11 protein-coding genes are annotated in these 14,115 nt (G+C 70.0%); 1 reads left to right on the top strand and 10 read right to left on the bottom strand.

The window, feature by feature from the left end; translation table 11 throughout:
* Nucleotides 1-11: 11 nt before the first annotated feature.
* The 10 genes from pnuC to OG953_RS33230 form a co-directional block, all read right to left on the bottom strand.
* Nucleotides 12-713 carry a nicotinamide riboside transporter PnuC gene (pnuC, locus tag OG953_RS33275; protein ID WP_405688935.1) on the bottom strand — a complete coding sequence of 234 codons (702 nt, stop codon included), beginning with the start codon at nucleotides 711-713 and terminating at the stop codon, nucleotides 12-14.
* 127 nt (nucleotides 714-840) lie between these two features.
* A complete protein-coding gene (locus tag OG953_RS33270; protein WP_405688934.1) occupies nucleotides 841-1,947 on the bottom strand; it encodes a pseudouridine synthase in 1,107 nt (368 codons plus the stop codon).
* Nucleotides 1,947-2,594, bottom strand: a complete 648-nt coding sequence (scpB, locus tag OG953_RS33265; RefSeq protein WP_405688933.1) for an SMC-Scp complex subunit ScpB — start codon at nucleotides 2,592-2,594, stop codon at nucleotides 1,947-1,949. Before scpB ends, OG953_RS33270 begins: the two co-directional genes overlap by 1 nt.
* Nucleotides 2,591-3,685 (bottom strand): segregation and condensation protein A, encoded by a 1,095-nt coding sequence (locus OG953_RS33260; RefSeq protein WP_405688932.1) that lies wholly within the window; start codon nucleotides 3,683-3,685, stop codon nucleotides 2,591-2,593. The genes scpB and OG953_RS33260 overlap by 4 nt, the downstream gene beginning before the upstream one ends.
* A 109-nt stretch (nucleotides 3,686-3,794) precedes the next feature.
* Complete coding sequence (locus OG953_RS33255; protein ID WP_405692199.1) at nucleotides 3,795-4,418, bottom strand: hypothetical protein; 624 nt, start codon at nucleotides 4,416-4,418, stop codon at nucleotides 3,795-3,797.
* On the bottom strand, nucleotides 4,415-5,533 hold the full coding sequence (locus OG953_RS33250) for a ParA family protein (RefSeq protein WP_093893768.1): 1,119 nt from the start codon (nucleotides 5,531-5,533) through the stop codon (nucleotides 4,415-4,417). Before OG953_RS33250 ends, OG953_RS33255 begins: the two co-directional genes overlap by 4 nt.
* Before the next feature lie 369 nt (nucleotides 5,534-5,902).
* The gene (gene ald, locus OG953_RS33245) at nucleotides 5,903-7,018 is read right to left on the bottom strand and encodes an alanine dehydrogenase (protein WP_405692197.1); all 1,116 of its coding nucleotides are present in this window, start codon (nucleotides 7,016-7,018) and stop codon (nucleotides 5,903-5,905) included.
* A gap of 143 nt (nucleotides 7,019-7,161) precedes the next feature.
* Nucleotides 7,162-9,225, bottom strand: a complete 2,064-nt coding sequence (locus OG953_RS33240) for a tetratricopeptide repeat protein (RefSeq protein ID WP_405688931.1) — start codon at nucleotides 9,223-9,225, stop codon at nucleotides 7,162-7,164.
* 248 nt (nucleotides 9,226-9,473) lie between these two features.
* Nucleotides 9,474-10,100, bottom strand: a complete 627-nt coding sequence (locus OG953_RS33235) for an NUDIX domain-containing protein (protein WP_405688929.1) — start codon at nucleotides 10,098-10,100, stop codon at nucleotides 9,474-9,476.
* Nucleotides 10,101-10,189: 89 nt separating this feature from the next.
* Nucleotides 10,190-11,875 (bottom strand): CTP synthase, encoded by a 1,686-nt coding sequence (locus OG953_RS33230; RefSeq protein WP_405688928.1) that lies wholly within the window; start codon nucleotides 11,873-11,875, stop codon nucleotides 10,190-10,192.
* Nucleotides 11,876-12,280: 405 nt separating this feature from the next.
* Between OG953_RS33230 and OG953_RS33225 the strand changes: the two genes are divergently transcribed.
* A complete protein-coding gene (locus OG953_RS33225) occupies nucleotides 12,281-14,083 on the top strand; it encodes a glycoside hydrolase family 15 protein (RefSeq protein WP_405692196.1) in 1,803 nt (600 codons plus the stop codon).
* The last annotated feature ends 32 nt before the right edge of the window (nucleotides 14,084-14,115 follow it).

The following is a 14,115-nucleotide window of genomic DNA, read 5'->3' as shown; positions in this document are numbered from 1 at the left end:
AAACCGACCACTCACAGCGACCCCCCACGCCCCCGGCCCACGCCGACCTCGTACCCGGGTGCCGCCGCCATCTCCACGGGCTGCCGTTGCTGCACGGCGAGATCGCGCTGCCAGTTGCGCAGGCCGATCAGGCACAGCGTCAGGAAGCCGACGTACAGCAGGGAGGTCAGATAGAGCTCCTTGTACGCGTACAGCGGGATGTACACCACATCGGCGGCGATCCAGAGCCACCACGACTCGACGAGCTTCCTGCACTGCCCGTACGTCGCCGTCAGGGACAGCGCGGTCGTCAGGGCGTCCCAGAAGGGCACGGTCGAGTCGGTGGCGTGGTCGAGCAGGACGGTGAGGGCGAAGGCCCCCACCACCCCTGCCGCGAGCAGCCAGGCCCATTCGGTGCGCGTGGTGCGCCGCACCGGCAGGTCCGGCGTCCCCGGTCCACCCCCGTGGGTCCAGGTCCACCAGCCGTACGCGGCAAGGGCGATGAAGACGATCTGGAGGCCGGCGTCGGCGTACAGACCGGACTGGGCGAACAGCAGGATGAAGAAGAGGTTGTTGGCGATGCCGATCGGCCAGTTGGCGAGGTGCTGGCGGGCCACGAGCCAGACACACAGCGCTCCGCTGCCGAAGCCGAGCACCTCGGTCCAGCTGACCGGGGTGTCAAGGACCGTCACCAGAGGTTGCTGCAGGGGATCGAGGAATTCCGCGAGACTCACTCCCGCCTCCTTAATAGTCACTCTGACTATAAAGGCGGAACGGTCGCAGCAAAAGGCCCGCGGCCGATTCCTGTTCGAAAATCGAAAGCAGGAACCGGCCGCGGGCCTTGGAACGGACGGAGCCGGGTTACAGACCGACCTCGCGCATCAGCATGCCCACCTCGGTGTTGGTGAGGCGGCGCAGCCAGCCGGACTTCTGGTCGCCCAGCGGGATCGGCCCGAAGGACGTCCGTACGAGCCGCTCGACCGGGAAGCCGGCCTCGGCCAGCATCCGGCGGACGATGTGCTTGCGGCCCTCGTGGAGGGTCACCTCGACCAGGTAGTTCTTGCCGGTGTTCTCCACGACCCGGAAGTGGTCGGCGCGGGCGTACCCGTCCTCCAGCTGGATGCCGTCCTTGAGCCGCTTACCCAGGTCGCGCGGGAGCGGTCCCTGGATGGCGGCCAGGTAGGTCTTCTTCACGCCGTACTTGGGGTGGGTCAGCCGGTGGGCCAGCTCGCCGTGGTTGGTGAGCATGATGATGCCCTCGGTCTCGGTGTCCAGCCGGCCGACGTGGAAGAGCCGCGTCTCACGGTTGGTGACGTAGTCGCCGAGGCACTGGCGGCCGTCCGGGTCCTCCATGGAGGAGACGACGCCGGCGGGCTTGTTCAGCGCGAAGAAGAGGTACGACTGGGCGGCGACGGTCAGACCGTCGACCTTGATCTCGTCCTTGTGCACATCGACGCGCATGCCCTGCTCCACGACGATCTCGCCGTTGACCTCGACGCGGGCCTGCTCGATCAGCTCCTCGCACGCACGGCGCGAACCCATGCCGGCCCGGGCGAGGACCTTCTGCAGCCGCTCGCCCTCCTGCTCGGCGCCCGGGTGGGTCTTGGGCGTCCTGATGTCGGGCTTGCCCGCGTACCTGTCCCGGTTGCGCTGCTCGATCTTGGCGTCGAGCTCACGCGGACGGGACGGGGCGCCCTGGCGACGCGGGCCGCCGCTCCTGCCGCCGCCGGCCTGCGCGGGCTTCGGGCCGCCCTTGGCGCCGCCGCGGGCCGCTGCGCCGCGGCCCTTGCGGGGTCCTTCGCCGCTCTTCTCCCCCGTGGAGCCCACGTCGTAGCGGCGCTCCTCGGGCCGGGGTCGGCGGGGACGCTGCTCCTGCTTGTCGTCGCGCCCGGCGCCGGCACCCCGGGGATTCCGGTTGCCGCCGCTCTTGCCGCTGCCGCTTCCGCTGTTCCTGCCACTGCTTCGCATCAAAATTCCGTCTTGTCGTCTGCGTGAGTATCCGGGGTGTCCGGTGCGTCCGGATCGAACGACGGCACACCCTCTAGCGTCTCAGCCTCGATCGCGTCCGCCTCGGGAAGGAAGGGCGCGAGCTCCGGGAGCTCATCCAGGCCACGCAGGCCCATCCGCTCCAGAAAGTAGTTCGTCGTCCTGTACAGGATCGCACCTGTTTCGGGTTCCGCGCCCGCTTCCTCGACGAGACCCCTCTGCAGCAGGGTCCGCATGACCCCGTCACAGTTCACACCGCGGACCGCGGAGACCCTCGACCGGCTGACCGGCTGGCGGTAGGCAACCACCGCCAGGGTCTCCAGGGCCGCCTGCGTGAGACGGGCCTGCTGGCCGTCCAGGACGAAGCCCTCGACGGCCGCCGCGTACTCCGGGCGGGTATAGAAGCGCCAGCCGCCCGCGACCAGCCTCAGATCGAAACCGCGGCACTGCACGGTGTACTCGTCGGCCAGCTCCCGCAGCGCGTCGGCGACGGCTCTGCGGGGCCGCTCCAGCACCTTGGCGAGGTGCTCCTCGGTGGCGGGCTCGTCGACGACCATGAGGACGGCCTCCAGGGCGGGCTTGAGATCAAGATCCGCGACGGTGGAGCCGGTGGTGTCCTGCTGACTCATGCCTTCACATCCTCACAGACGTCCTGCACCTCGGTATCGAACTCGTCCGTCACGACGGGCTCGGCCCCCTCTCCCCCGGCCCAGCGCACCAGGAGCTCCCCGAGCGCCTCGTCCTGGTCGAGCGCGACGGCCTTCTCCCGGTACAGCTCCAGCAGCGCAAGGAACCTGGCGACGACGGTGAGGGTGTCCTGGGCGTCCTCGGTGAGCACCCGGAAACTGATCTCCCCCGCCTCCCGCAGCCGCGCCACCACGATCTCGGCCTGCTCCCGCACACTGACCAGCGGTGCGTGGATGTGGTCGACGTACACCTGCGGCTCGGGCTTCGGCTGCATCGCCTTCGCGGCCAGCTTGGCGAACCCCTCGGCCCCGATGCTGATGACGACCTCGGGCAGCAGCTCGGCATGGTGCGGCTCCAGCCCCACTGTCCGCGGAAAGCGCCGCCCCTCCGACTCCAGCCGGTCACTGAAGATCTCCGCGATGCGTTTGTACGCGCGGTACTGGAGCAGCCGGGCGAAGAGCAGGTCCCGTGCTTCGAGCAGCGCCAGATCCGCCTCGTCCTCCACCTCGGCGGCGGGCAGCAGCCGGGCGGCCTTCAGATCGAGCAGGGTCGCGGCGACGACGAGGAACTCGGTGGTCTGGTCCAGATCCCAGTCCGGGCCCATGGCGCGGATGTGCGCCATGAACTCGTCGGTGACCTTGGAAAGTGCGACTTCGGTCACATCCAGCTTGTGCTTGGAGATGAGCTGCAGAAGCAGATCGAACGGCCCCTCGAAGTTCGCCAGCCGAACAGTGAACCGCCCGTCGTCGGCGGGCTCGGGGGGCGAGCCCGGGGTCGCCCGTACGACGGACTCGGGGGGTGAGCCGAGTGTTGCCGGTACGGCGGGCTCGGGGGGCGTTACGGCGGTCCCGGCGGCCGCTGCCGCATCGGCCACCGATGGTTCCGGGGACGCTTCCGCGGCTTCGGGAAGAGACGGGGTGGCGCATTCACCCTCGATGCCCCCGCCCCCCGCCGGCCCCGGCGCAGGCCGACCGCCCGGGCCGCGGCCCAAGGGGCGGCGAGGGGTACGGGCGGGCTCGTCGGTCGTCGGCATGAAGGTCCCAGGGGCAGCGGGATACGGGCGGCGGGCAGTGGCCCGTACGGGGCAGGCCGGACACCCGGCCGGCGGCGGCACTCCGGGCAGGCTACCGGCGCCCCACCGGTCAGCGACCGCGCAGCCGCCGTACGAGGATGCTCGCGTCGCCCCGCGACTCCAGGTCCGCGAGAACCACCGCGACCGCCTCGCGGACGATCCGCCCGCGGTCGACTGCGAGCCCGTGCTCCCCGCGAAGCACGAGACGGGCGTGTTCGAGGTCCATCAGTTCCTCGGCCGAGACATAGACAGTGATCTTCTCGTCGTGACGCTCGCGGCCGCTGGGCCGCCGGTTCGCCCCGCGCCCGCCTCCGCGCCTGCGCTGCTGCTGAACGGCAGGGGCGGGAACCGCCTCCTGCGCGGACGACGGCGCGGGCGACTGCGTGGACGGTGAGGACTGCTGAGGCCTGCGCCCCGACTGCCCTGCCACCGCGCCACGGTCACCGCCGCGGCTGCGCGATCCTCCCGCGTCGGCGTCGGCCGCGGAGTGCTCCTCCCGCGAAGGGGCCTCGGTGCCGGCTGCGGCCTCCGCCGCGCCCGCCCCGGATCCGTCGGCCGCGGGATCGCTCTCCCCCGCCGGACCGGGCACCCGGGCCTCGCCGTTCGCCTTGCGCCGCCGGTCCGCGGGGGACGAGGCCTGCAGCCCCATCCCCCCGGTGGTACGGAACAGTTCGTCGGCCCCGGGCAGACTCACTCGGCGTGACACCGGGCGAGCACCTCCCTGGCGAGCTGGCGATAGGCGGCGGCACCGACCGAGTTGGAGGCGTACGTGGTGATGGGCTCACCGGCGACCGTGGTCTCCGGGAAGCGCACCGTGCGCCCGATGACCGTGTGGTAGACGTGATCGTCGAAGGCCTCGACGACGCGCGCGAGGACCTCGCGGCTGTGCACCGTACGGGAGTCGTACATGGTGGCGAGGATGCCGTCGAGCTCCAGATCCGGGTTGAGCCGCTCCTGGACCTTCTCGATGGTCTCGGTGAGCAGCGCCACACCTCGCAGCGCGAAGAATTCGCACTCGAGCGGCACTATCACCTTGTGGGCCGCCGTCAGGGCGTTCACGGTGAGCAGCCCCAGCGAGGGCTGACAGTCGATCACGATGTAGTCGTAGTCGGCCATCAGCGGCTTCAGGGCGCGCTGCAGCGTGGACTCCCGGGCCACCTCGCTCACCAGCTGGACCTCGGCAGCCGACAGGTCGATGTTGCTGGGCAGCAGGTCCATGTTCGGGACCGCGGTCTTCAGCAGGACCTCGTCGGCCGACATGCCCCGCTCCATGAGCAGGTTGTAGACCGTGAGGTCGAGCTCCATCGGGTTGACGCCGAGCCCGACCGACAGGGCTCCCTGCGGGTCGAAGTCGACGAGCAGGACGCGGCGCCCGTACTCCGCGAGTGCGGCACCCAGGTTGATGGTCGACGTGGTCTTGCCGACGCCGCCCTTCTGGTTGCACATCGCGATGATCTTCGCGGGACCGTGATCGGTCAGCGGGCCCGGGATCGGGAAGTAGGGCAGGGGCCGACCGGTCGGGCCGATCCGCTCGCGGCGCTGGCGGGCAGCGTCGGGCGCGAGGGTGGCCGCGTACTCCGGATCGGGCTCGTACTCGGCGTCGGGGTCGTAGAAGTGCCCCTGGGGCACCTCGTCGAAGTCGGCGAAGTGGGCGGTCTCTCGGCCACTCTCGTTGCCGGCCATGGCGTTCACGTTTAGGCCGTCCATCATCTGGGGGGCTGTCGTCATGTGCTGGTGGGTGGCGAAGGTGCGGACAGCGACGGAGCCGACAGCCTCCAGCCCGTTCGGGCTCTGGCCCCGTGCAGGCATCCCTGGTTGAACACCCCCGGGAGTAAATGTCGACTCATTCACAAGTCGTCTTACCTCCTTGGACGTGACCAGGAAACTTATCGATAGGTCAGCGTGGCACCATGCCGACGATTGGCGACTCTATGGCGTGTCACCGCTCCGCAGCAACACAATCCGCCGGACCCGGCCCGATGTGTCGGCAATCGAACACCTCCCTGTCAAGGGCACGCAGCCACCCGGGCACACTTCTAGCGGGTGCACGAATCGGTTGAAGGGTTACGTTCGAGACGAGTTGAACGGGGGCCTCACAGGGGCCCGGCATGCGTCCGGCCGGACCTTGCTGAGCAAGGTCCGGCCGGACGCATGAGGTTGACGGAAGATGTTGACCCGTCAGCCGAGAAGCGAGCTCAGCTCGACGTGCTCCAGGCCGAGGGACTCGGCCACCTCACGGTAAACGACCTGCCCGTCATGGGTGTTGAGGCCCTTGGCGAGTGCGGCGTCACGGCGCAGCGCCTCGACCCAGCCGCGGTTGGCGAGCTCCACGATGTACGGCAGCGTGGCGTTGGTGAGGGCGTACGTGGAGGTGTTCGGCACCGCGCCCGGCATGTTCGCGACGCAGTAGAAGACCGAGTTGTGGACCATGAAGGTCGGCTCGGCGTGCGTCGTCGGACGCGAGTCCTCGAAGCAGCCACCCTGATCGATTGCAATGTCGACAAGTACACTTCCGGGCTTCATCTTGGCGACGAGCTCGTTGGTGACCAGCTTCGGGGCCTTCGCACCGGGGATCAGCACGGCGCCCACGACGAGGTCGGCCTCGATGACGGCCTTCTCCAGCTCGAAGGCGTTGGAGACGACCGTCTTCACCTTGGTGCCGAAGACCTTGTCGGCCTCGCGGAGCTTGTTGATGTCCCGGTCGAGCAGCGTGACGTGGAAGCCGAGACCGACGGCGATCTGCGTGGCGTTCCAGCCGGAGACACCGCCGCCGATGACAACGGCCTCAGCGGGCGCCGTGCCCGGGACGCCGCCCGGCAGCACGCCGCGGCCGCCGACCGAGCGCATCAGGTGGTAGGCGCCGACCTGCGGGGCCAGCCGGCCCGCGACCTCGGACATCGGGGCGAGCAGCGGCAGCGCGCGGTTCGCGGTCTCCACGGTCTCGTACGCGATCGCGGTGGTACCGGACTCCAGCAGCGCATCCGTGCACTCGCGGGAGGCGGCGAGGTGCAGGTAGGTGAAGAGCGTCTGGTCCTTGCGGAGGCGGTGGTACTCCTCGGCGACCGGCTCCTTGACCTTGAGCAGCAGGTCGGCGGTGGCCCAGACCTCGTCGGCGGTGGGAAGGATCTGCGCCCCGGCGGCGACGTACTCCTCATCCGTGATGGAGGAGCCGGCCCCGGCGTTCTCCTCGACGACGACCTGGTGGCCGTGGCGTACGAGCTCGTTCACACCGGCGGGCGTGATCGCCACGCGGAACTCGTTGTTCTTGACTTCGCGGGGGATGCCGACCTTCACGTCGATCACGGTCCTTGGCTCAGAGGGTTACCCGGACATAGCTATACATACCCGGATAGACACAGCGTAAATGGAGACACCGCGAACGCACGCGGCAGAGCCATTCTAATGAAGGGCTTCGCGCTGTCTAGCCTTACAAAGCATTAATTTTCACTCACCGCACTACGGATTTCGTAGGCTGCACCCTTCTCTCCCAGCAATCTGTCGGCCAAGCCCCGGTGCAGCCGGGCCGCAGCCGGGTCGCCCAGCCGGTCGAGCGTGTCGGCCAGCCGCAGCTCCAGCGCCGCCTGCAGCCGTACGTCCCCGGCCCGCCTGGCCCACTCAACGGCCTCCTGACAGGTGTGCAGCGACTCCTGCGGCCGGCCCGCGTACTCCTGCACCCGAGCCGCCTCGCTCAGCGCCCGTGCCTGGGCCGGCACATCGCCGAGCCTGCGGTACCCGGCCGCGGCGGCCCGCCAGTTCCGCAGTGCCTCGCCGTACCGGCCGGCATAGGTGTGGACGGCGCCGAGCCGCCCGTACAGCCGCGCCTCGTCGGCCCGCTCGCCCTGGGTGAGCCGCTGCGCCAACGCCCGGCCGTACCAGTCGGAGGCCCGCTGGAAGTCCCCCAGCTCGGCGTAGGCACCGCCTACGGATTCCATCGCACGGCCGGTGGCGTACGGATCCTTCGCGGCCCGTCCGGCGTCCAGCGCGGCCCGGTAGCGGGTCAGCGCCTCCTGCGTACGGCCGGTCCTGGCATCGAGGTCGGCGAGGTTGAGCAGTGCGGCGGCCCGTTCGCGCGGCAGCTCGCGCCGCTCGGCGACTGCCAGAACCAGACCGTGCAGCCCGTACAGCTCGGGCGCGGCCGCCTCGGTGCCCTGGTGCACGGCCAGCGCCCGCACCAGTGCGGCCACCAACCTCCTTGCCAGAGTGTCGAGTTCACCGTCCTCGACGGCGAGCCTGGCCGAGGCCAGCAGGGCGGGACGGCGGATCCGCAGCCATTCGGCGGCCGCATCGGGGTTGGGGAAACGCAGCGAGCGCGGCAGCCCGGCGAGCTTGCCGCGGGCCGGGGAACCCTCGGGGTCGGTGACCGCACGGCAGGATTGCAGCAGCCTTACGGTCCGCTCCAGCATCCGGGCCCTGGCGAGCTGGATCTCCGTCGGCCGGTCCCTGTCCTCCAGCAGCGCCCGCAGCAGCGGAGCGAGGCAGCCGGGCACCTCGTACTGCGGCTGGTCCGCCCCATTGGTACGCAGCAGTCCCAGGGCCACGAAGTCGTCGAGGGTCGTCTGGGCCGCGGAGACGGAGCAGCCTGCCAGGGCGGAGGCCGTGTGGGCGTCGGCGAGTCCGGCGGGGGCAAGGGCCAGCAGTCGCAGTATCCGGGCGGCGGTCGGCGGCAGGGAGTCATGAACCAGCCGGAAGGCGCGCGCCAGCGGACGGGCGCCGGTGGACCGCTCCGTGTCGTCCGGCAGCTCGCGCAGCTGTTTGGTGACATCGGCGACCGACGCCATGGGGTGGGCGGCGAGCCAGCCGCCGACCATGACCAGGGCGGCCGGCAGGCCGGCGCACTCCTCGGCGAGGGTCTCGGCGGTCCGCGGGTCGACGGTGATCCTGACCTGGCCGATGATGCGGGCGAGCAGCCGGACGGCGGAGCCCGCGTCCAGGCCCCCGATGGTGCAGGGGCGGACACCGGGGATACCGGTCAGCGGGCCCTCGGAGGTGGCGACGACCAGGCAGTCGGGGTTGTCCGGCAGCAGCGGGTCGACCTGTTCCGCATCCACGGCGTCGTCGAGGAGCAGCAGGGCGCGGCGCCCGGCGAGCGCCTCGCGGACCATTTCGGAGAGCTCGTCCCCGTCCGCGCCGGGCGGCCCCGTCACACCCAGTTGGTCGAGCAGCTTGCGGGCGGTGCGCTCGGTGGGGACGGGTGCGCCGCCGGGGTCGGTGAGCCGGGCCCGGAGCAGGCCGTCGGGGTGGTCGCCGGTGGAGAGCAGCCGGCTGGTGAGCTCGCCGGCGAGGGCGGTGCGACCGGAGCCGGGGCGTCCGGCGATCAGCAGGACCCGGGCGCGGGCGGCCTTGCGACCGGCCAGGGTGTCCAGTCCGGCCCGCTCGATGTCGGCTCGCAGCGCCTTCAACTCGCGGTCGCGGCCGAAGAATTGGGGTGGGACGGTGTCGGACGGCTCCTCGGTTCCCGCCGCCTTGGCCGGGCCGCTGGTGTCCACCGCCTGCTCCGTCACGGGCCACGCTCCACTTCGCTGCACGCGTTGCCCGCCGGGACTCCGGCCAGGGCGTTCCGAGCGTAGTTCAGGCGTGTAGACGAATTCCGTGGGGCGTGGCGTAGAGGTCCCCCGATCGGATCAGAATCTTTTCCGATCGGAGGACGCCGGTGAGCCGTTCAGCGGCCTCCACGGGCTGTCGGACCTCGAACGATCCCTGCGAACGCGGGACCTCGAACGATCCTTACGAACCGTCAGGCCACTGACCGTCAGGCCTCGAACGGGCGGGCCGGCCACGGCGCCTCGGCCGGACGCAGCGACTCGATCCCGTCACCGGCGAGCACCGTCGCGAGCGAAAGGACGCCCACCACGAGGCAGTTGTTGTGCAGATCCCCGGCGAGCACCCCCCGCACCAGCTCCTGGAGCGGTACCCGGGCCAGCTCCATGTCGGCCTCCTCCTCGGAGACCGCGAAGCGCTCCCCGTCGGCCTCGGAGAGATTCCGGGCCAGGAAGATCCGTACGGCCTCGTCGCAGCCGCCCGGCGTGGTGTAGACGTCGGTCAGCACCCGCCAGTCCTCGGCCTTGACGTACGCCTCCTCGTAGAGCTCTCGCTGGGCAGCGTGCAGCGGGTTCTCACCGGGGATGTCGAGCAGTCCCGCCGGGATCTCCCAGAGCTTGTGGCGCACCGGGTGGCGGTACTGCCGCAGCACGACGACCCGGCCCTCTTCGTCGAGCGCGAGAACGGCGACCGAGCCCGGGTGGACCTGGTAGTCGCGGCGTACGACCGTGCCGTCGGGCATCACCACTTCATCGGTGCAGACGCTGGTCTTGTTGCCGGTGAAGGGCGTCTCGGTCGCGGTGACCTGCCACTCCTCGGGCGTGTCCTGGAAACCCATCTACGTCCTCCCACAAAAAACAGAAACCGGGGCACGCATCCTCAGTGGATCCGTACCCCGGTCAACGTTAATGCCTGCGTACCGCCGGACTACTTGCCCGACGCGGTGCCCTGCTTGCCACCGGTTCCGGCACCCGTCTTGCGCTCGACGGCCGCCTTCACCAGACCCGCGAAGAGCGGGTGCGGGCGGGTCGGGCGGGAGCGGAGCTCCGGGTGCGCCTGGGTGGCGACCAGGTAGGGGTGGATCTCACGCGGGTACTCGACGTACTCGACGAGCTTGTTGTCCGGGGAGGTACCGGAGAAGACCAGACCGGCCTTCTTCTCCAGCTCGGCGCGGTAGGCGTTGTTGACCTCGTAGCGGTGGCGGTGGCGCTCCTCCACGTACGGCTGGTCGTCGTACGCCTCACGGACCAACGAGCCCTCGGCGAGCTTCGCCGGGTACAGGCCGAGCCGCATGGTGCCGCCGAGGTCGCCCGCGCCCTCGACGTACGCGAGCTGCTCCTCCATCGTCGAAATGACGGGGTGCGAGGTGGCGGCGTCGAACTCGGTGGAGTTGGCGTCGGGGATCTCGGCCAGGTTGCGCGCCGCCTCGATCACGATGCACTGCAGGCCGAGACAGAGGCCGAGCAGCGGCACCTTGTTCTCACGGGCGTACTGGATGGCGCCGATCTTGCCGTTGACACCGCGGTCGCCGAAGCCGCCGGGGACGCAGATCGCGTCGACGTCGGAGAGCTGCCTGGCGGCGCCGGCCGGGCTCTTGCAGTCGTCGGAGGCGACCCACTTGACCTTGACCCGGGCCTTGTTCGCGAAGCCGCCGGCCCGGATGGCCTCGGTGACCGAGAGGTAGGCGTCGGGCAGGTCGATGTACTTGCCGACGAGCGCGACGGCGACCTCGTGGTCGGGGTTGTGGACGCGGTCCAGCAGATCGTCCCACGTGGTCCAGTCGACGTCGCGGAACGGCAGGTCGAGCTTGCGCACGACGTAGGCGTCCAGGCCCTCGGTGTGCAGCACCTTCGGGATGTCGTAGATCGACTTGGCGTCCACGCAGGCCACCACCGCGGCCTCGTCGACGTCGCACATCAGCGAGATCTTGCGCTTGATGGCGGTCGGTACGTCACGGTCGGCGCGCAGCACGATGGCGTCGGGCTGGATGCCGATGTTGCGCAGCGCGGCGACGGAGTGCTGGGTCGGCTTGGTCTTCAGCTCGCCGGACGGGCCGATGTAGGGCAGCAGCGAGATGTGCACGACGAAGACGTTGTCCCGGCCGACCTCGTGGCGGACCTGGCGGACGGTCTCCAGGAACGGCAGCGACTCGATGTCACCGACCGTGCCGCCGACCTCGGTGATGACGACGTCGACGTCGTCGGTGGCCATGCGGCGGATGCGGTGCTTGATCTCGTTGGTGATGTGCGGGATGACCTGCACGGTGTCACCGAGGTACTCGCCGCGCCGCTCCTTGGCGATCACCTGCGAGTAGACCTGGCCGGTGGTGACGTTCGCGGACCCGTCGAGGTCGACGTCGAGGAAGCGCTCGTAGTGGCCGATGTCCAGGTCGGTCTCGGCGCCGTCGTTGGTGACGAACACCTCACCGTGCTGGAAGGGGTTCATCGTGCCCGGGTCGACGTTCAGATACGGGTCGAGCTTCTGCATGGTGACCCGAAGGCCGCGCGCCTTGAGCAGGGCACCGAGGCTGGAGGCAGTCAGACCCTTGCCGAGGGAAGAGGCGACACCCCCGGTGACGAAGATGTGCTTGGTCGTCGTGGATGTGGGCTGCATAGCCAAAGGGGGCTCCCGTGGTCGCGATCGTGAGGTGCGTACGGCGTTGCCGTCCGGAGATTCCGGAGGTGCCGTCGCTGCGGTTCGGGGGCCTCGTCTGCTGTTGCCGACGACCACCGGTCCACGGGCTACCAGGGTATCAGCGACAAAGGGAGCCTGCTTCCGGCCACACCCCACACGCTGACCGCACAAGATCAACGTCGGCCCCTCCCGCCCCACCCGTTCGGCTCAGGCGCTTCGCTGAGACCGTCGCGCAGATCATCCGGGTGCGTCGTATCCTGCTCGGACACTCGCTCCGGGCAAGGTACCGAGCTCGCAGGTTCCCCCACAACGCCCCCTTGCGACGACCTCATTACCCGCAGTAATGCCCCACGGGGCGACATGGCCGTTCGACTGGAGACGCACGTGGCCGGGCGCATCGAGGATTACGCACTCATCGGAGACATGCAGACCGCCGCCCTGGTCTGCCGGGACGGCACAGTGGACTGGCTGTGCCTTCCCCGCTTCGATTCGCACGCTATTTTCGCGGGACTGCTGGGTACCGAGGAGCATGGCTTCTGGCGCCTGGGACCGGCGCGGGAGGACGGGGCGGAGCCGCCGTCCGCGGACCGCCGCCGTTACCGCGGGGACTCCCTCATCCTGGAATCGGAATGGGACACACCGCGCGGAACGGTCAGAGTGACCGATTTCATGCCGCCTCGTGACGGTGCACCGCAGGTGATCCGGATCGTGGAGGGGATCAGCGGCCGGGTGCCGATGCGCTCCGAGCTGCGGATGCGGTTCAGCTACGGGCGGGTCACACCGTGGGTGCACAAGGTCGACGGCCGTACGGTCGCCGTCGCCGGCCCGGACTCCGTCTGGCTGGACACCCCCGCCGACACCTTTGGCGAGAACCTGACGACGTACTCCGATTTCACGGTCGCGCCCGGGGACCGGATCGCGTTCACGATCAGCTGGCAGCCCTCGCACCACGAGCCGCCCGGCCTTCCGGACCCGGAGAGTTCGCTGGTCGCGACCGCGGACTTCTGGCGTGAATGGGTCGAGCAGTGCACGTACCACGGGCCCTACCGCGAGGCCGTGGTCCGCTCCCTGATCACCCTCAAGGCCCTGACGTACGCGCCGACCGGCGGCATCGTCGCCGCGCCGACCACCTCCCTGCCGGAGGACATCGGCGGCTCCCGGAACTGGGACTATCGCTACACCTGGCTGCGTGACGCCGCGATCACCCTCTCCTCCCTGCTGCGCACCGGCTACCGCGAGGAGGCCCGCGCCTGGCGCGAGTGGCTGCTGAGGGCGGTCGCCGGCGACCCGGAGAACCTGCAGATCATGTACGGCATCGCGGGCGAGCGCGAGCTGGGCGAGGCCGAGCTGGACTGGCTGCCCGGTTACGAGAACTCCGGCCCGGTCCGGGTCGGCAACGGCGCGGCGGGCCAGCTCCAGCTGGACGTGTACGGCGAGGTCATCGAGGCACTGCACCTCGCCCATATGACGGGCCTGACCCGCAACGACTACGCGATGGGCCTCCAGCTCAAGCTGATCGAGTACCTGGAGAAGCACTGGGGCGAGCCGGACGAGGGCATCTGGGAGGTGCGCGGCCCGCGCCGCCACTTCGTCCACTCGAAGGTGATGGCCTGGGTCGCCGTCGACCGCACCATCAAGTTGATCGAGTCCGGGGACGCGGAAGGGCCGCTGGAGCGGCTGCGGGAACTGCGCGACGACATCCACCGCGATGTCTGCGACCGGGGCTACGACAAGGAGCGCAACACCTTCACCCAGTCCTACGGGTCGAAGGAGCTGGACGCCTCCCTCCTCCTGATCCCCCAGATGGGCTTCCTGCCGCCGGACGACAAGCGCGTGATCGGCACGATCGAGGCGATCCAGCGCGAGCTGTCCACGGAGGACGGCTTCGTGCTGCGCTACCCCACCAAGGGCGAGGACGCGGGCGTCGACGGCCTGGAGGGCGACGAGGGCGCGTTCCTGGCCTGCTCGTTCTGGCTGGCGGACGACCTGGCGATGATCGGCCGGGTCGACGAGGCACGCCAGCTCTTCGAGCGGCTGCTGTCCCTGCGCAACGATCTGGGCCTGCTGGCGGAGGAGTGGGACCCCCGGCTGCAGCGCCAGGTGGGGAACTTCCCCCAGGCGTTCAGCCATGTGCCGCTGATCGACACGGCACTGCGCCTGACGGCGAGCGGGGCGTACGTCGGCTGACCTCGGGGAGGGGGCGGGCCCTAGGAGGTTGC

This window comes from Streptomyces sp. NBC_00057 (genome assembly GCF_045041165.1).
GTDB lineage: Bacteria > Actinomycetota > Actinomycetes > Streptomycetales > Streptomycetaceae > Streptomyces.
Note: the sequence above shows the minus strand (reverse complement) of the source record. Positions and strands in the feature narration are given on the sequence as shown.